Below are 17,781 nucleotides of genomic sequence, written 5' to 3' on the forward strand. Positions count from 1 at the left end.
GAGTGATCGCAATGCCATTTGTAACGATTGAAATGATTGAAGGACGTACACCTGAACAAAAACGGGAATTAGTAGAAAAGATTACGAAAGTAGTAGCTGAAACGGTAAATGTACCAGAAGAAAGGGTATACGTGTTTATTGAGGATTTGAAAAAAGATCATTTCGCCCGTGGTGGGAAGCTCATTATTGATCAGGAGTAATAGGAGTACATATAAAAAAGCTAGTATTCTTCTAATAATAGTTTGTATTCTACAAACGCGCTCCGTTGTCCGCGTATTTCTTTGATTAAAGCATAAGGAAAGAAATACACTCCCAAAAGTCGCACTTATGGAAGAATACAAGCTAATTTCTCACGAACTGAATACAAAATATGAGAGGGGCTATTACCCCTCTTTTTTCACGTTTATTTCAATCTTGCTGCTTCTGCTAATAAGTCAGCAATATGCATGACTCTTACCTTTCCTTCAAGGCCTGCACGTTGAACTCCCATTCGCATTTGCATTTGACAGCCAGGATTGGCCACGACAACAATCTCTGCTTGGGTATTGATGACATTTATCATCTTCGCATCAAGAATTTGCATCGATTCATCATAATGAACGATATTGTAGGTACCTGCTGACCCACAACAAGTTCCTGCTCCTACCATTTCCACATACTCAATTCCTGGGATGGATTGGATCAATTTCCTCGGTTGCAACGTAACCTTTTGAACATTAGTTAAATGACAAGAATCCTGATAGGTCACTCGGACATTCATTGGATAGAGTTTTGGTAATTCATCTATTTCCGCAAGAATTTCATTAATATCTTTTACTTTTTTGACAAACGCTTTTGCCCGTTCTGCCCAAACTGGGTCATCAGCAAGGAGCTTATCATATTCTTTTAGCATCGCTCCGCATCCCCCTTGGTTGTTCACCAAGTAGGAAGCTCCGGAACGTTCAAGCATTTCAATGTTTTTCTTCGCTAGATCTTTAGCTAGATCCACTTCTCCTGCGTGAGCATGAACAGCCCCACAGCAAGTTTGATCTTCAGGAGTAACGATGGGAAACCCTGCCGCTTCTAATAACTTCATGGTTGAGACATTGGTTTCATGAAAAACCGTATCTTGAATACACCCAGAGAAAAAGGCAACGGTAGGCTTATTTGTCTTTGCATTTGGTTCCACTCTTTTTGGGAGTTTCGCACGAAATGGTGCCACCTCTGGTAATACAGCTTCAAAAGCACCCATATGCCATGGTAATGTTTTTAAGATACCACTCTTTCTTGCAATTTTTTGTAGCCCTGATTTTTGGTAGATTCGGATTCCTCCTCTAATCCATTTCATTCGTTTTGGATAAGGAAGTAATTGTTTTAAGAATAACCATCTTACGGCTTTGACGGGTGCTGAAAAATTGGTCTGTTCGGTTATGACTTCTTTTGCATGCTCAAGCATCGTGCCATATTGAACACCAGAAGGACAAGCTACTTCACATGCGCGACATCCCAAGCATAAATCTAAGGATTCTGTAATATCTTTCGTTACCAATCCCCCATCTTGTACAGCCTTCATCAAGGCAATTCGCCCGCGTGGTGTTGCCGTTTCTTTGGGAATAATCTTATAGGTTGGACAAACCGATAAACAAAAACCACATTGCATACAGTTTAATAAATCGTCTTCAGAAATTCCAAGTGCTAGAGATATTTGATGGCTCATGATTGTATAACCACTCTCTTTCTAGGCTGATCGGTAAACAGTTTGCCTGGATTGAGAATTCCTTTTGGGTCAAAAGCCTTCTTAATTCCTTTCATCACTTCAATTCCAGATTTCCCCACTTTCCATTCGAGATAACCTGCTTTGGCGATTCCCACTCCATGTTCGCCTGTAATCGTTCCCCCTAATTCAATCGTTTTTTCGTAGATTTCATCAAATGCTTTTTCCACCCTTTTTATTTCATCCGCATTGCGAACATCTGTTAAACAGGTAGGATGCAGATTTCCATCTCCTGCATGGCCAAAAGTACAAATCATTAGATTATATTTTTTAGCCACATTTTTAATCGTTTCAACCATTGGTGCCAATTCAGACCGAGGAACGGTGGCGTCCTCCAAAATTGTCGTTGGTTTTAAACGAGCTAAAGCAGAAAGAGCCATCCTTCTTGCCGTCATCAATTGTTCTGCTTCTTTTGCTGTACTTGCTACTTGTACCGATACCGCTTGTTCTTGACGGCAAATTTCAGCCATCTTCTCAATATCACGATCCACTTGGTCTTTACTTCCGTCTTGTTCCATTAATAAGATGGCTTCTACATCACGGGGAAGCCCAATTTTGACATAATCTTCAACCACATTAATCGTGCCATTATCCATGAATTCTAAAGTAACTGGGATGATTTTATTCGCAATAATTTTTGATACTGCCCGAGCCGCATCAGTCAAATCTTTAAAGATCGCTAACATTGTTCGCTTTGTTTCCGGCAATGGTAACAATTTCAGTGTTGCTTTTGTGATCACAGCTAAAGTACCTTCAGATCCGATTAATAACTTTGTTAAATCATACCCTGCTACGTCTTTTGCCAATTTGCCCCCAGTGTGAAGAATATCTCCATTTGGAAGTACTGCTTCAAGGGCAATCACATAATCCTTTGTCACCCCGTATTTCAAACCACGAAGTCCCCCAGCATTTTCTGCAATATTACCGCCAATTGTGGAGATCCGTAACGAACCAGGATCAGGTGGGTAAAATAATCCCTTTGCTTCAACGGTTTGATGTAATTCTTGGGTAATGACTCCAGGTTGTACCGTAGCGGTTAAATTTTCCTCATCGATTTCTAAGATCTGATTCATTCGATTTAATGCGAGGACGAGCCCGCCTTTTAATGGTACCGTACCCCCACTTAGATTGGTTGCTGAACCACGTGGAATTACAGGAATACCGTATTCATAAGCAATTCTCATTACTTTTGCGACTTCTTCTGTTGTTTTTGGCAATACTACGATATCGGGAAGTTCTTGATACATGGGTGTTGAATCATAGGAATAAGCGACTAATTCCTCTGGTTGATCTAATACCCAATTTTCTCCCACGATTTCAACTAATCGTTGTTTTACTTGCGGGTCAATCATCTTATCCTCCCCCTAGGCGAAAAATAATTGGTTTTAAATAACTATTTCAGATTATCTGATGACCTTATGATAACATATATAAAAGCGTTATAAATTTATTTTTTTAAAATTTTTTTAACAATTCATTTTTTTGATACTGTTTTTTGTAAAGATTGTGATAAACTGTATTTAGTATTGTAACGGATGATGATTTAGTTGAGGTGTATGCGATGAAGTTGAAACAAATTAAGCCCCAAAAAATTTACGAAAGGGTAGCTGAACAATTGAAAGAAATGATCCTCGATGGGACGTTAAAGCCGGGGGAAAGATTATTATCTGTGAGGGAACTAGCAGAAGAACTACAAGTTGGAAGAAGCGCAGTAAGAGAAGCGCTAAGTGCCCTTAGTGCAATGGGATTAATTGAAATTCGTCAAGGGGAAGGTACCTTCGTTAAAAAATTCTCTGAAGCCGACCTTTTATCTTTCGATGTATCGGATCAATTAATCGACATTGATCAGATCAAATCTTTGATGGAAGTGAGGAAAATCATCGAGGTTTCTGCCGTTGAATTAGCAGCACAGAGAAGAACAAATGAAGATCTATTCCATCTTGAAGAGGCTCTTAATCGAATGAAAGAAGATTTGAAGACACTAGATGAGAACGAAGCAGCAGACTGGATGTTTCATTATGCAATAGCAAAAGCAACGAAGAACAATATGCTTGTCCATATTATTGAATCCATTTCTGATTCAATCAAAAAAAATTTAAAAACGAATCGCAAAATCTTATTCTCCTTACCTGGAACTCCAGAGCAACTTTTAGAAGAACATTCTAATATCTTTCATGCTATAGAAAAAAGGGATTCGCAAGAAGCTAGAAAACTAATGCTAGAACATCTACAGCGTGTAGAGGATAAAATCTTCGTATTATCGAATGATATCGCTTTAGAAAAAGGGTGATTTTTTTCTTGTATTTTCCTCCCTTTTGATGTATTCTATATACATCTGATGACCTTATCATCATATTATTGATTCATATCTGTACTCACAATTCTTTCATATGGTTTATTACATCCCTCTCTTTTTTATTTTTTAAGCCCATAGGTTGATTTCTATGGGCTTCTTTTTTTCTTCAGATAATATTTCCCCTGCCATGTGTTTCTTTGTTCTAGTTCTTGGTCAATGCCATTTAATACTTCCCATTTTTTCAGTGTCCAAAGGGGTTCTACTAGAAGCTCTCTTGGTCCATCACCGGTTAAACGATGGATGACCATCTCTGGTGGCAATATTTCTAACATGTCGACGACTAATTTCGTATAGGTTTCTTGGTCCATAAAATGAAGTTTTCCTTCTTGATATAATTTTATCAATGGTGTTTTTTTTAACAGGTGGAGCATATGGATCTTGATTCCTTGGATTGGAAGGTTTGCGACTACCCTTGCCGTTTCCATCATCTCTTCGATCGTTTCCCCAGGTAAATTGACAATAATATGAACGACAACATCAATCTTTCGCTCTCTTAGTTTATGAACTCCATCCAAAAAAACTTGATAATCATGACCACGATTAATCAATACTTGGGTATGCTCATGTATCGTTTGTAATCCTAATTCAACCCATAATTTCGTTTTCTGATTCACTTCCGAAAGTACGTCTAATACCTCGTCTGGCAAACAATCAGGCCTAGTTGCAATCGATAAACCAACGACCCCTTCTTCTTCCAAGATCGCATCGTACATTTCCCTTAATTGTTCTGCTGGTGCATAGGTATTAGAAAAGGCCTGAAAATAACCAATGTACTTTGCCTTTGGCCATTTCTTGTGTAGCTGATCCCTTACTTGGTGAAATTGTTGTTTTAGATCTAACCGCCTGTCACCTGCATAATCCCCTGAACCTCTTGCACTACAAAAGATACATCCTCCAGTGGCAACACGGCCATCCCGATTTGGACAAGTAAAACCGCCATCTAAAGAAACTTTGAATACTTTTTCACCAAAAAGTTTTCGGTATTCGTAGTTTAATGTATGGTAACGTTTATTTCCCCATAATAATGGTTGTTGTATTTCCTGCATGATCTCCATGGTGATATCCTTTCTATTACAAACAATCATTTAAACCCTATTTTAACATATTCATAGTTTAAAAAGGAGGCTGAGGTGTTGGAAGATTTATATAAATAGGTTTGTATATTTCAACGCGCTCCGTTGTCCGTACTGCGCACTCCCAAAAGTCGCCGCTTATGGAATATACAAACCATACAAGCTAGTTGCAAACCTATTTATGGGGGTCTTATATATAAAAAAGCCCTTCCATTTTACTGGAAAGGCAAGGGGAAGAGATTCAGTTTATGAGGCAACACTTTGTCCTTTTCTCATTTGTTTTAATTTTGGTAAGAGGTAGTAATCTACTCCCCAACGATAAGAAGCAGGGCCGATAAATAATAAGATAATAGCTAATGTATATAATTGTGGGTTCGTAGAAGTAGAGCCAGCAAGCATAAAGTTAAGATTCATAAACGCTGTTGCAAGTAAAGCGATCGTTGTAAAACAACCAATAATAAGTCCAATCCCTGCTAAAAATTCTCCCCAAGGAATGATAAAATCAAAGAGTCCATGAAATGGGATTGCAAAACCATTTAAGAATGCTGCATACCATCCTTGTACTGCTGGATGTTCACCAACTGCTTTTTTCACAGCTCCCATTAAGAATCCCTTTGCTGAAAATGGCTCAGGACCTGTGAGTTTTTCCCAACCAGCTGTCAAGAATTCCCAACCGATATAAATACGCACGATTGTCCAAAAAATTGCTGCTTTGTCACTACGCAAAGCTTTTAACATCTCTACCACCCTTTTCAGATTAGTTTTAAAACATAGCGCTTCGTTTGTCTTCAATATAACTCTATTCCTAAATTGTGAAAAGGCACTTCACAATTCCGACATATCTCGTTCAAAATTTGGACAATCTTTTAGACACATAATATTCAAGAATAATTATAATTTACAGTAATTGCTGGATTAAGTCTTCTAAATCGTTAGCAATAACCCTAGGTTTATAATCTAGGTCTTTTAGGTCTTCCCTACGAGAGATGCCTGTTAGTACCAGAGCCGTCGGTAAATTGGCTAATACCCCAGCTTTTATATCTGTCAGTAAATTGTCCCCGACTACCCAGATGTTTTCCCTTTTTAATGCAGGTAATTTCCTCATTAAACGGTCTATCGCATATTCCATAATAATCGGAGATGGTTTGCCAATCACAACGGCTTCTTTTTTTGCTGCTGTCTGAATCGCTGCTGCAATCGATCCTGCACCAGGGATCGGTCCTTCATCTGAGGGGAGTAAATGGTCTGGGTTCGTATTAATAAATTCTGCTCCTAAATGAATGAATTGAATGGCTTTTGCTAGTTTTTCATAAGTAAACCTTCGATCAATCCCCTGAACGACTGCATCCACTTGCTCCTCTTCACTTAAGATAAATCCTGCTTTTGTTAAAGCAACTTCTAATCCCTTTTCTCCAATCATATACACCTTTTTCCCGATTTGATGCTCTACAATATATTGAACAGCGCCTTGAGCACTCGTATAAATTTCTTCAGCTTGAGTATTAATCCCCATCTTTTGTAAATGGTTAGCTACCATCTCTGAGGTACGGGACGAGTTATTCGTCACAAACAAAAAGGGTATTTTTTTTTCTTTAAGTATTTCAACAAATTCCTTCGCCTTAGGAATGGTGACTCCCCCACGATAAATTGTACCGTCTAAATCGATTAAAAACCCTAACACTTTCTTCTCCTTTCTATGATTTGCAATTCTATACAACCTTTTATTTTTCTTCATACTCCTCTTTTGGAATTCGAATCCATTTTTTCAAGTATCCTTTTTCATAGAGCGCTTTGATCAAGATTAATAAAACAGGAGATAGAATCACCCCTGCGACTCCAAATAAAGAGAGTGAGATCACCATAAACGAAAGCATTGTAAATGCCGATACACCTAATGATTCCCCGGTAATTTTGGGTTCGGCAATTTGGCGAAACACGATTACCACAAGTAACAGTAATCCTAGCCAAAGTGCGGGTGTTATTCTGCCAATAATAAATAAATAAATGATCCAAGGAACGAATACGGTGGATACCCCTAGGATTGGTAACAGGTCAAAAAAGGCAGAAAGCAAAGAAATAGAAAAAGAATTTTCAATTCCTAAGAATAGTAAGCCGAAGTAGATGATTAAGAACGTAAAACTAATTAATTTTAATTGGGCTTTTACATAGGTGAGAATCCCTTTTATCACATTCTCTTTCAGAAAATAATATGCCTTTTTAAATGTTTTTGGTGTTTTCTCTTCCGCTAAGCGTTTCCACTGAACAATTTCAAGGCTTAAAAAATAAGCGAGAATTAGCCCAAGTACAAAGTTCATAACAAGAGTGGGTATCGAAGTTAAAAAATTAAAGAGTCCAAGCAGAAGCCCTGATAAAAAGGAAGAGCTTTTATTCGCAATAATTTGGGAATAATCGCCTATCTTTTCTACTACACCTGGTGGTAATGCATTTAGCTTCATCTGAACATAATTGGCCTTAGCAATCAACTCTTCTTGAAAGAAATAAATATAGTGCGGCAAGGATTGGGCGAGTTGATGGATTTGCAAAGTGAAAATAATTCCTACTGTTACGGTAATACCTAAAATAATCAAGACAAAAACTAGAGTTGATATGGTTGTTGCAATTGACTTTTTGACTCCTCTTTTATGTAAAAAACGAGCCAGGGGTTCGATCATCAAATAGATCACAAAGCCAACAAAAATTGGCTTAGCAATGTTATAAACATAACTAAAAACAAACATAATCAAATAAACCGTAAAAACGATTAAAAAAATATCGAATGCAGTTCTCGCATACCTCTTATAATACGTAAACAATTTTCCACCTCTTTTTTTTTTCTGAATTCTCCTAGAACACGTTCTACTATTGACCTATTATATGTTTTCTCCATCATTTGGTAAAGTTAATAGCCAAACAACCATTGAAATAATGCCACCAAAGAATTCAAGATATAAGGTACAGTTCGATCGAAAATAGCTGCAAATACATAATCCCCAAGCGGTGTGATGAACAAGATCAAAAATAGGAAAACACCATATTGTTCATATTGAATCAATCGAACCCTTACATCATTCGGAGCCAAATCTTCAATAATTCGGTAACCATCCAATGGAGGGAAAGGAAGCAGATTAAAGACAAAGAGAACCACATTTAATGAGACAACCATATTCACCAATTGGTTGATCGTAGAATATGTAGATTCGCTCAGATTGGATAGTAAGCCAATTCGATAAAGGGTAAAGTAAAGTCCAATAAAGATGATCGCAATCATAAGATTACTTAAAGGTCCTGCAAATGAAACTAATGCACCTGACAATCTTCGATGACGAAAATGGAAATGATTTACAGGCACTGGCTTGGCCCAACCAAATCCAGCAATAAAAATCATTAATGTCCCGAACAAATCTAAATGTGCGGCAGGATTTAAAGTAAGCCTTCCCTCGTTTTTTGCTGTCGGATCACCGAGTCGATAAGCGACGTAAGCATGGCTAAATTCGTGTACTGTAAAAGCAATGATTAAAGCAACGATGACATACGGTAATTCAGATATCGGATAATAAAGAAATTGCTGAATGTTCTCCATAATCAGTCTCCATTCACAGTTTTTTTAGAATTTCTTTCAATCGATTTTATCATTTTTCTTTTATAATAATATCAGATAAGGTGATCAGTTCACCTGCTTTCTAGAAACCGAAAAATAGAGGTGCAATTATGAAAAAGTTTATTGGTACTCGAATGCTCAAAACGGGTATTGGGGTTTCCTTCGCTTTACTCGTTTCTCAACTTCTCCAGCTTAATTCTACATTTGCCGGAGTCGTTACCCTAATCGGTATGAAAGAAACGACAAAAAAATCCGTTCAATATGGTTTTACTTTATTTGTGGGAAGTATCCTTTCCTTAATCACTGGTTTCATCATCGAAAATAGTGTCGGCGTTGGGCCACTTACTTTTGGCTTAGGAACGATTCTCATCATCGCAATACTAGTGGCTTTTCATTTAATTGATGGATTGATCTTATCTGTGATCGTCATGTATCATACCTTTGACGCTTTCCCAATGGATTTTTATGAATTTCTTTCTTTTTCTGCTAGGGAATTGTTGATTTTAACCATTGGTATTCTTGTTAGTATTATTGTCAATCTAGTCGCTCCGCAAAAATACGACAGTCAATTAAAAGAGGAAATTGATCATTATTATTCTGTTCTTAGCGAGTATCTTTTTTCTATTGCAAAGTGGATTCAAAAACCTACAAAAGAGTTTCCATTTTCTTTAAATGAAATCCATCAGCAGCGAAAATTTGTGAAAAAATTGATTGAGAAAGCTGAAATAGGAATGGAAAACTATCTCTTATCTAGTAACAAGATACAATATGAAGCTTTTATCGTCGAATTAAAGACAATTCAAAAATTAATTTCCATCATTGAAGATATGATAATCGAAGTAAAAAGAATTTCTGCCACTCGTCTTCAAACTTATCCCGTAGCACAGGCATTAGAATTAGTAGCAAAAATTCAACTAAATCCAGAAAAAACAACACTCTCAACCTATCAAAGAACAAAAAGAGTTCTGGATCATTTAGAAGAGTACTTTAAATCTTCTCCTTTACCGGAAACGAGAGGTGAATTTGTCGATCGGTCTTCATTACACCATTTATTCTTATATCTGCAGGATTACTTGGATGTTCTAACCTCTTTTTGCTCAGAAAAAAGGAAAGAAACAACTCCAAAAAAGTGGATCATTGGCCAATTCATTTCCCAAAATGTAATCAAATCATGATGATATGAACTAAGGCTTGGAAATCCAAGCCTTATTCTCTTTCTTAAAAAAATAATCCTACTAAATCATCAACGGTTATATTTCCAAAAAATAGCTTTAAATCCATCTTTAACAATGCATTTCTTATTTCTTCTTCGTCGTAGCGAAGACCTTTTAGGCGATTTTCAATCAGTGAAATATCTCCATTTCCAAAAAAGTCACCATAAATTTTCGCATTTTCTATTTTCCCTGATTTGACATCGAGACGGATGTCGATTTGGCCAACACCTTCAAAACGTTTTGAACCTTTTACATTAAAAGCAGGTGATTTCCCAAAGTTCCAATCCCAATTTTGATATCTTTCCCGGGAAATCTCCATAACCTTTTCGTAATCTTGCTCTGTTAATGTATAGGTTGGAATTTGTTCATAATCTTCATACAAATTATGGAGGAGTTGGTTTTTAAATTCTATAATATCCATTTCTCGATCTAAAAACTCACGAATATTGGCGACACGACTACGAATCGATTTAATCCCTTTTGATTGAATTTTTTCCATATTCACATTTAAAGCGGCTACGACGTGGTCGATCTCAGAATTGAATAACAATGTTCCATGACTAAACATTCGGCCTTTATAGGAAAATTGAGCATTCCCAGAGATCTTACGACCACCGACTGTAATGTCATTTCGCCCACTTAGTTCTGCATTGACTCCTAATCGATGTAAAGCTTTAATCACAGGTTCAGTAAAACGACGAAAATTACGAAAGCTTTCTCCATCATCTTTTGTAATAATACTAAAGTTAAGATTGCCCAGATCATGGTAGACTGCACCTCCACCTGATAATCGACGTACGACATGAATACCATGATCTTTAACGTATTGGTGATTAATTTCTTCCATCGTGTTTTGATTTCTACCTATAATGATGGATGGTTCATTGATGTAAAACAAGAGATAGGTTTCGTTTGGATCTAAATATTTTAATACATATTCCTCTTCAGCTAGATTGATTCTTGGATCATGACTTTCCATAGTTTGCACCAATATCACAAAAAGCACCCCAGTATTTTAAATTTCATATCTTCTTGTATTTTACTGAAAAAAAAGATAAGAAGAAAGTTTTCTTCCATTCGTAGAACCAAATTGAATACTTTTTAGCCTTTGATAAAGAAAAAAATGAAATTGGTGAATCTGCTAATTTACAAATGAATTTCAGATTCAAAAACTTAAACCAACAAACGGAAACTGCTCTTATCACCAACATGGACAATGAAACATTTGAAGTTCCTGTCCGTGAACTTGTTGAAGGAGACCAGAAATAATGGTTATCGAAAAGGCACACCTACAAAATGTAAATGTGCCTTTTTCCTGTTTAAGCTTGGAATGTATTGTTTTGATTTTGATTTTCCTGTCTTATTTTCCTCATTTTTCTTTCACCACAGGTAATCATTTGGTCATACTTCACTTTATCAAACCATAATTTGTGGTGATGTTCTGCATATTCTGCTTCCATCCATCCGGTCGTCATCGCATTGAAAGATGCTCTTTCTCTGGCATGGAAAACGGTTAAATGCAAATGGATCCCGAAGAAAATCGTGATGATTAACGCAGAAATATCATGTATGACTAGCATCCATACTCCTAAGGGACCCGTAAACCAATCATGCCATAAAGCCAAACCGGTTATAGCAAGAAGAAAACCAAAGACAAGGACGACTAAATAATACAATTTTTGTCCTGTATTATACTTATCCTGTGGTGGCATCCCTTCCCCACCAACAAAATAATGTTTGGGAGCTGCTTTTAACCAACCTAAATCATATTTACTCCATTTAAAAGCAACGAGAAAACCAAAGCGTTTGCTAGAAAAGATGAAATAAATGAGTGGTGCACCGATAAAGAGAATCGCCCCAATGCGATGTCCTTGGCGAAAAGCCATTCCTGCTTCTGTTGTAAGCAGTGAAGCTGGTCCTTTAAAGAAAATCATAAACCCTGTTATAAGTAAAAGTAAAAAACCAAGAGCAACCGTCCAGTGCATCAATTGATCGGGAACACAGTATCTTTTTACATATTTCGTCCGTTTATAGGCTTTACTCATGTTTCTTCTCCTCCTTCAAAAGATCTTCGGGTTCGTCTTTTCCATTAAAGTTAAAGGCGGTGGAAGAAACAATAAAGTTCGCTAGAAATCCAATCCCTGCTGCACCCATTAATACTTCTGTAACGGGCTTGATTACACCAGAGCGGAATTCAACTAATTCATTTGTTTTTGGATTGGTTGGTAAACCGTACTCTTCCGGCTTCTCGGTTAAAACATAGATATAATGGGTTCCGCCCATTATCTTGTCACCGTAAACATTTGCGTTTGGAAAACGATCTTTAATTTGTTCTACTCGTTTATAAGCTTGTTTCACTGCCTCATCCCATGACATCAATTCTAATGCATTGGTTGGACAGGTTTGTACACAGGCAGGTTGTTCGCCATTTGTAATCTTATCCTGACAAAAATTACACTTGTTCATTTTATCCCTACCTGTAAATGAATCATATTGATATCTTGGGATATCAAATGGACAAGCCTTCGCACAGTAGCCACACCCAATACAGCTTTCCTGATCAAAGGCAACAAAACCTTCCTTATGCTGATATAGCGCCCCAGTTGAACAAATGGCAACACAAGGAGCATCAGAACAATGCATACATTGATCTTTGCGAATTAACCATTCAAAGGTATTGGTCTTACGATCATATTTTTCATCAAATCGCATCAAGGTTAAGGTATTAAACGAGCGATCAGCAGGGTTTTGGTAAGTACCTGGAACCTTATCAAACTCCATAGCTGGAAGGTTATGCCACTCTTTACAAGCCAATTGACATGCTTTACAACCTGTACAAAGTGAGGTGTCCACTAATATCGCTTTATCTGTTTTTTGTGCCATCATTCATTATCCCCCTTCGTCACATTGCATAAGCATGCCTTATATTCTGGTGTACCTGTATTCGGATCGGTTACCGAGTTGGTCACAAGATTAATTGAATCTCCGCTTACAAGACCTTTGAATCCCCAACCCCAAGGAACACCAACGACTTCAACTTGTTTCCCATTAATCGTTAAGGTTTGGATACGATCAGTCACCATTGCCGGAATCGTTACCTTTCCCCGTGCTGTGGAAATCGTGACTTTATCTCCAGATTGAACACCGATTTTCTTTGCAAGATTTTTACTCATCTCGACAAAGTTGGAAGGCATTAATTCAGCCAATTGCGGTGTATTTCTAGTAACCCCACCTGATAAAAATTGCTCTGTCAGCATATAGGTTGTTAAAACATAAGGATAGTCTTTTGCTTCACCCAATTTTTGAATTTCGGGAACTCTGAACTCACGCAAAATCGGATTATTTTTTTGTTTTGGATAAAAAGCATTTTCTACCGGTGACTCTTTCGGCTCATAATGAGCAGGTAATGGTCCATCTGCAATTCCTGCTTCCTTAAGTATTGGAGCCACTTTGAATATGTTAGGGTCATACCCTTCTTTCAATTCTACAGATACTTTTTCTGCTTGTGGTTGGGCATAAACCGTTCTAAACAATGCTCCTTTTGCATCAGCGATTGGGAAGACTTTTGATCCTTCTGGTGTATTTGGTGCTTTATCTTTGGCAGCAACGTCTAAAATATCTGGACCTGTCCACTTGGTTCCATCCCACCATACAAGGGCACGATCTTTATCTCTAGGCTTCCCATTAATGTCAGCAGATCCACGGTTATAAAGAATACGAATATTTCCTGGCCATGCAAACGTCCAATTTGGATAAAGTCCCAAGCCGCTAGGATCACTATTATCATGACGTAACGTGTGGTTTCCTTCCTCTGTAATCACGCCTGTATAAAGGCCGCCTAAGCCAGAAGAAACTGTGCCTGGTTCTGCTTTTTGGATCTGTGCTGCACTATTTAATAGTTTCCCAGTTGTTAAATCATAGCCGTTTATCTCTTTTAAGACTTTCTCAAGATCGATTTCTTCTTTGCCTTCTACATGATAATCCCATGTTAAATCGAGAATTGCGCGATCTTTTTCATCAGTGCTATTTTTATATAATTCTTTTAACTTTAATAGAATCATTGAGATGATATCGGCATCTGGTTTTGCTTCTCCAGGTGGACGAACCGCCGCCGGTTTCCCTTGAATCCACCTTGCAGAGTTGGTCATTGTACCTGCTTTCTCAAAAGACATCGCTGCAGGTAAAAGAATGACCTCTGTTTTGATCTCTTTTGGATTAGCACCAGGATGTTGCCAGAATGCTGCCGTTTCCGTTTCAAATACTTCAGAAACGACCAACATTTCTAATTTCGATAAGCCTTTCCAGACTAACTCTAAGTTCGGCGTACTAACCGCAGGGTTTTGTGCAAAAATAAGTCCTAATTTAAACTTCCCTTTGTTCATATTTTCAAAAATGGAAATATGACCTTGAGATGCTTCTTTTGAATCCCGTTTTGGCAAGTAATGATAACCGAACTCATTTTCAGAAGTTGCTTTATCCCCATACCATGCTTTTAATAATGCAATTGTCTGCTTCGTTCTTGTTGTACCAAATGCCATCGCATAATCATTTAATGTCGCATGTTTATCGGTTGGCGCTGGCATATAACCAGGTAAAATATGTGGTAAACAAGCCATATCGGTTGATCCTTGAACGTTAGGTTCTCCGCGGTTTGCATTGATACCGCCACCAGCCATTCCCATATTTCCAAGAAGTAATTGAAGGATTGCATACATGCGAATTCCTTGTACTCCAGTTGTTTTTTGGGTCATTCCTAAAGCATAAAGAATGGTTCCTGGACGATTTTCTACAAGAGTATCGGCAATTAATTTAATTTTTTCCGCCGGAATTCCCGTAACCTGGGAAGCCTTTTCAAATGTATAGTCTTTAAAATGTTCTTTTAATTTCATCAAGACGGTATCGGGATCATCAAAAGAATCGGCCACGATCGGTTTTCCATCTGGTCCTAACTGATAGGTCCAAGTATCTTTGTTATATGTTTTCTTTGCTTCGTCAAAACCAGAGAATAAACCTTCATGAAAAGAGAACTCTGGGTTTACCTTGTAAAGTGCTGTGGTGTAATATTTGACATACTCTTGATCATATAATTTATTCTCAATAATATATTTCACAATCGCACCTAGATAAGCGATATCTGTCCCTGGTCGAATTTGGGCATAGATATCTGCTACTTTCGCGGTCCGATTGAAGCGTGGATCCACGACAATGATCTTGGCACCATTTTTTTGTGCTTTTAGTACCCAGCGCATCGCCATTGGATGGTTTTCTGCGGTATTATTTCCTCCGATTAAAAGAACTTTTGCATTTTTCATATCGGTAAAACTGTTTGTCATCGCTCCGCGACCAAATGAAGGGGCTAAACTAGCCACCGTTGGCGCATGTCATATCTCGGCTTGGTGTGTGTAATATTGAACACCAAGCGCACGGTTAAACTTCGTATAAAGGTAAGCTTCTTCATTATCGATCTCGGCACTTCCTAAACTAAACATTCCATTCACGCGATTCACTTTTACGACTTTACCATCTTTGGTGGTAACCGTTTTTTCAAAGGTGTTATCACGAACCTCTTTAATCTTGTTCGCAATTTTGCTAATCGCATCTTCCCAAGAGATGGGTTCCCATTTGTCACTCCCTGGCTTACGCACTAATGGGTGAGTTAATCGCAATTTTGAATTGTGCATTTCTTTTAGAGATCGACCTTTTGGACATAATGCACCTTCATTAATTGGATGATTTTTTAATCCTTCTGTGGATATGATCTCATTTCCTTTAGTTTTAATTTCAATTCCACATCCTACGGAACAAAAGTGGCAGATTCCATATGATGTAGCTGCACCTGCTGTCATTAATGGATATGCTTTATCATTTCCATTTTCCTTAGCAAAGGCTTGTTTTTCGGCTATGTAAGCAGCTGCTACAGATGCCGCAGTAAATTTGAAAAACTGGCGCCTTGTCAGCTTTGGCATTTCTTTCCCCTCTTCCTGAAAATTGATTTTTCTCTTTTGCTCTAAGCGCAGTTCAAAATATTTTAATATTCAAAACATTGGCAAATGTGAAACACTTCACAAGTAGTGATATTGTTTTTACTTAGTGGTCGGTTGATCATCAATGATCTCTTTTGTTGCACTCTTAAATTCCTTTAATGTTCGGCCAACAGCCTTTCCAAGCTCGGGTAAGCGATTCGGTCCAAAGATCACTAATGCAATCACCAAAATTAAAATTAATCCTGGCATACCAATATTAGAAAGCATCTTTTCGTCCCCCCCTTTTTTATTTAAGATCTTTACAAATGTTGTCTTAGAACTTAATTGTAACAAAATTGTCACATTATTTATATATCTATTTTAATACTAATTCTTAAAAAAGAGAATGGTTAATTTTTTTAATTTTCAAATTAACTGTTACTATTTTTATGGTGTCAATAGATTTTTCTTTTTTTAAAATTTAATATTTTCATGAAGGTTTTTTAGAAAAAATATTGAATATTTAAACTAATATATATAAATCATGATTCATAGGAGGAGAGTGCATGAGCCAAGAATTAATTTTACCGAAACGATTATTGATGGGGCCAGGGCCTAGTGATGTTCATCCGCATGTTTTAAAAGCAATGGCAACCCCATTATTAGGACATTTGGACCCGACCTTTCTTAATATTATGAATGAAACCATGGAATTGATTCGCTATGTTTACGAAACAAAAAATCAAGTGACGATTGCGATGTCAGGTACTGGCAGTGCTGGGATGGAAACGGTATTTGTGAATCTGATCGAACCAGGAGACAAGGTCATTATTGGGGTTAATGGTTTATTTGGTCAGCGGATGGTTGACGTTGCAGAAAGAGCAGGGGCTGAAGTGATTCAAGTTCAAGCAGAATGGGGAAGAAGCATTGATCCTGCTGATATAGAAAAAGCTTTAAAGAATTATTCCCCTGTAAAAGCAGTAGCGGTGGTACACGCAGAAACATCTACAGGTGCAAACCAACCATTAGAAGAAATAGCAAAACTAGCGAAAGAATATGATGCTTTAATGATTGTTGACGCTGTTACTTCACTTGGTGGAATGAAAGTTGGGGTAGATAAGATTGGGATTGATGCTGTCTATAGCGGTACGCAAAAATGTCTTAGTGCTCCCCCAGGACTATCCCCAGTCAGTTTAAGTGATAAAGCGGTTGAAGTTCTAAAAAGCAGGAAAACAAAAATACAAAGCTGGTACCTTGATTTGTCAATGATCCAGGCTTATTGGGGACAAGAACGTTTTTATCATCATACGGCACCGATTTCGATGATTTATGCACTTCATGAGGCATTAAGATTGATTAAAGAAGAAGGTTTAGAAGCTACCTTTAAACGTCATGAACAAAACGGTCGTGCTTTGCAAGCGGGAATTGAGGCGATGGGATTGGAGTTATTTGCGCAAGAAGGTCATCGCTTACCTATGCTCACCTCAGTCAAAATTCCCGATGGTGTTGATGATGTGAAAGTACGCCAATTATTACTCGAGCGTTATGGGCTTGAAATTGGTGGAGGTTTAGGACCCACAAAGAATAAAATTTGGCGTGTAGGCCTCATGGGATATTCTTCCCAGAGAAGTAATGTCATTCAATTCTTAACGGCATTGGAATCGATCTTATCCGAGTTAAAAATTAAGATCAATGAAGGGGAAGCTGTAAAAGCTGCCGAGAATTACTTAAATAATCATGAGTAGTATCGATTCACTATAGAGTAAAAATAGGTTTGTATGAGGAGCAGCGTTAGAACATACAAGCCAGTTCAAGGAGATATTG

17 protein-coding genes are annotated in these 17,781 nt (G+C 37.6%); 4 read left to right on the forward strand and 13 right to left on the reverse strand.

All coding sequences use genetic code 11. The features are described from left to right. Nucleotides 1-11 precede the first annotated feature (11 nt). Nucleotides 12-200 carry a 2-hydroxymuconate tautomerase gene (locus EDD72_RS07505; RefSeq protein ID WP_132768918.1) on the forward strand — a complete coding sequence of 63 codons (189 nt, stop codon included), beginning with the start codon at nucleotides 12-14 and terminating at the stop codon, nucleotides 198-200. A 203-nt stretch (nucleotides 201-403) separates the two neighbouring features. Here EDD72_RS07505 and EDD72_RS07510 read toward each other — a convergent pair whose 3' ends face one another. Next, nucleotides 404-1,696 carry a (Fe-S)-binding protein gene (locus tag EDD72_RS07510; RefSeq protein WP_132768921.1) on the reverse strand — a complete coding sequence of 431 codons (1,293 nt, stop codon included), beginning with the start codon at nucleotides 1,694-1,696 and terminating at the stop codon, nucleotides 404-406. Then, nucleotides 1,693-3,105: a glycolate oxidase subunit GlcD gene (gene glcD / locus EDD72_RS07515; RefSeq protein ID WP_132768923.1), complete on the reverse strand. Its 1,413-nt coding sequence runs from the start codon at nucleotides 3,103-3,105 to the stop codon at nucleotides 1,693-1,695. Before glcD ends, EDD72_RS07510 begins: the two co-directional genes overlap by 4 nt. Before the next feature lie 209 nt (nucleotides 3,106-3,314). On the opposite strand from glcD, the gene EDD72_RS07520 reads away from it, so the two are divergent. Beyond that, nucleotides 3,315-4,043 (forward strand): FadR/GntR family transcriptional regulator, encoded by a 729-nt coding sequence (locus EDD72_RS07520; RefSeq protein ID WP_132768926.1) that lies wholly within the window; start codon nucleotides 3,315-3,317, stop codon nucleotides 4,041-4,043. A gap of 152 nt (nucleotides 4,044-4,195) precedes the next feature. Here the strand turns inward: EDD72_RS07520 and mnmL are convergent, their stop codons facing one another. The 5 genes from mnmL to EDD72_RS07545 form a co-directional block, all read right to left on the reverse strand. Next, nucleotides 4,196-5,194, reverse strand: coding sequence for a tRNA modification radical SAM protein MnmL/YtqA (gene mnmL / locus EDD72_RS07525; protein WP_424565540.1), 999 nt, complete (start codon nucleotides 5,192-5,194; stop codon nucleotides 4,196-4,198). A gap of 234 nt (nucleotides 5,195-5,428) precedes the next feature. Then, nucleotides 5,429-5,920: a DoxX family protein gene (locus tag EDD72_RS07530; RefSeq protein WP_132768932.1), complete on the reverse strand. Its 492-nt coding sequence runs from the start codon at nucleotides 5,918-5,920 to the stop codon at nucleotides 5,429-5,431. Nucleotides 5,921-6,080: 160 nt separating this feature from the next. After that, complete coding sequence (locus EDD72_RS07535) at nucleotides 6,081-6,863, reverse strand: TIGR01457 family HAD-type hydrolase (RefSeq protein WP_132768934.1); 783 nt, start codon at nucleotides 6,861-6,863, stop codon at nucleotides 6,081-6,083. 40 nt (nucleotides 6,864-6,903) lie between these two features. Next, nucleotides 6,904-7,995 carry a sporulation integral membrane protein YtvI gene (gene ytvI / locus EDD72_RS07540; RefSeq protein ID WP_132768936.1) on the reverse strand — a complete coding sequence of 364 codons (1,092 nt, stop codon included), beginning with the start codon at nucleotides 7,993-7,995 and terminating at the stop codon, nucleotides 6,904-6,906. Between the two features lie 86 nt (nucleotides 7,996-8,081). Continuing rightward, a complete protein-coding gene (locus EDD72_RS07545; RefSeq protein WP_132769009.1) occupies nucleotides 8,082-8,753 on the reverse strand; it encodes a site-2 protease family protein in 672 nt (223 codons plus the stop codon). A gap of 137 nt (nucleotides 8,754-8,890) precedes the next feature. On the opposite strand from EDD72_RS07545, the gene EDD72_RS07550 reads away from it, so the two are divergent. Beyond that, a complete protein-coding gene (locus tag EDD72_RS07550) occupies nucleotides 8,891-9,955 on the forward strand; it encodes an aromatic acid exporter family protein (protein ID WP_132768938.1) in 1,065 nt (354 codons plus the stop codon). A gap of 43 nt (nucleotides 9,956-9,998) precedes the next feature. On the opposite strand, the gene lplA is transcribed toward EDD72_RS07550, so the two are convergent. The 6 genes from lplA to EDD72_RS07575 all read right to left on the reverse strand — a co-directional run bounded on the left by lplA (nucleotide 9,999) and on the right by EDD72_RS07575 (nucleotide 16,245). Next, on the reverse strand, nucleotides 9,999-10,991 hold the full coding sequence (gene lplA / locus EDD72_RS07555) for a lipoate--protein ligase (protein WP_424565541.1): 993 nt from the start codon (nucleotides 10,989-10,991) through the stop codon (nucleotides 9,999-10,001). 322 nt (nucleotides 10,992-11,313) lie between these two features. Continuing rightward, nucleotides 11,314-12,039, reverse strand: coding sequence for a formate dehydrogenase subunit gamma (locus EDD72_RS07560; protein WP_132768940.1), 726 nt, complete (start codon nucleotides 12,037-12,039; stop codon nucleotides 11,314-11,316). Next, a complete protein-coding gene (locus EDD72_RS07565) occupies nucleotides 12,032-12,880 on the reverse strand; it encodes a 4Fe-4S dicluster domain-containing protein (protein WP_132768942.1) in 849 nt (282 codons plus the stop codon). Before EDD72_RS07565 ends, EDD72_RS07560 begins: the two co-directional genes overlap by 8 nt. Continuing rightward, a complete protein-coding gene (gene fdnG / locus EDD72_RS07570; RefSeq protein WP_243643803.1) occupies nucleotides 12,877-15,363 on the reverse strand; it encodes a formate dehydrogenase-N subunit alpha in 2,487 nt (828 codons plus the stop codon). Before fdnG ends, EDD72_RS07565 begins: the two co-directional genes overlap by 4 nt. Nucleotides 15,364-15,375: 12 nt before the next feature. After that, nucleotides 15,376-15,960 carry a molybdopterin-dependent oxidoreductase gene (locus tag EDD72_RS13165; protein WP_207893666.1) on the reverse strand — a complete coding sequence of 195 codons (585 nt, stop codon included), beginning with the start codon at nucleotides 15,958-15,960 and terminating at the stop codon, nucleotides 15,376-15,378. A gap of 117 nt (nucleotides 15,961-16,077) precedes the next feature. Continuing rightward, complete coding sequence (locus tag EDD72_RS07575; RefSeq protein WP_132768946.1) at nucleotides 16,078-16,245, reverse strand: twin-arginine translocase TatA/TatE family subunit; 168 nt, start codon at nucleotides 16,243-16,245, stop codon at nucleotides 16,078-16,080. 278 nt (nucleotides 16,246-16,523) lie between these two features. Between EDD72_RS07575 and EDD72_RS07580 the strand changes: the two genes are divergently transcribed. Beyond that, on the forward strand, nucleotides 16,524-17,702 hold the full coding sequence (locus tag EDD72_RS07580; RefSeq protein ID WP_132768948.1) for a pyridoxal-phosphate-dependent aminotransferase family protein: 1,179 nt from the start codon (nucleotides 16,524-16,526) through the stop codon (nucleotides 17,700-17,702). Nucleotides 17,703-17,781: the final 79 nt, after the last annotated feature.

Source organism: Tepidibacillus fermentans, from assembly GCF_004342885.1.
GTDB lineage: Bacteria > Bacillota > Bacilli > Tepidibacillales > Tepidibacillaceae > Tepidibacillus > Tepidibacillus fermentans.

What these genes read in the sequence shown, in the direction of transcription:
- EDD72_RS07505 (WP_132768918.1), top strand. Translation starts at nt 12, where the DNA reads ATGCCATTTGTAACGATTGAAATGATTGAAGGACGTACACCTGAACAA.
- EDD72_RS07510 (WP_132768921.1), bottom strand. Translation starts at nt 1,696, where the DNA reads ATGAGCCATCAAATATCTCTAGCACTTGGAATTTCTGAAGACGATTTA.
- glcD (WP_132768923.1), bottom strand. Translation starts at nt 3,105, where the DNA reads ATGATTGACCCGCAAGTAAAACAACGATTAGTTGAAATCGTGGGAGAA.
- EDD72_RS07520 (WP_132768926.1), top strand. Translation starts at nt 3,315, where the DNA reads ATGAAGTTGAAACAAATTAAGCCCCAAAAAATTTACGAAAGGGTAGCT.
- mnmL (WP_424565540.1), bottom strand. Translation starts at nt 5,194, where the DNA reads ATGATTGTTTGTAATAGAAAGGATATCACCATGGAGATCATGCAGGAA.
- EDD72_RS07530 (WP_132768932.1), bottom strand. Translation starts at nt 5,920, where the DNA reads ATGTTAAAAGCTTTGCGTAGTGACAAAGCAGCAATTTTTTGGACAATC.
- EDD72_RS07550 (WP_132768938.1), top strand. Translation starts at nt 8,891, where the DNA reads ATGAAAAAGTTTATTGGTACTCGAATGCTCAAAACGGGTATTGGGGTT.
- EDD72_RS07560 (WP_132768940.1), bottom strand. Translation starts at nt 12,039, where the DNA reads ATGAGTAAAGCCTATAAACGGACGAAATATGTAAAAAGATACTGTGTT.
- EDD72_RS07565 (WP_132768942.1), bottom strand. Translation starts at nt 12,880, where the DNA reads ATGATGGCACAAAAAACAGATAAAGCGATATTAGTGGACACCTCACTT.
- EDD72_RS13165 (WP_207893666.1), bottom strand. Translation starts at nt 15,960, where the DNA reads ATGCCAAAGCTGACAAGGCGCCAGTTTTTCAAATTTACTGCGGCATCT.
- EDD72_RS07575 (WP_132768946.1), bottom strand. Translation starts at nt 16,245, where the DNA reads ATGCTTTCTAATATTGGTATGCCAGGATTAATTTTAATTTTGGTGATT.
- EDD72_RS07580 (WP_132768948.1), top strand. Translation starts at nt 16,524, where the DNA reads ATGAGCCAAGAATTAATTTTACCGAAACGATTATTGATGGGGCCAGGG.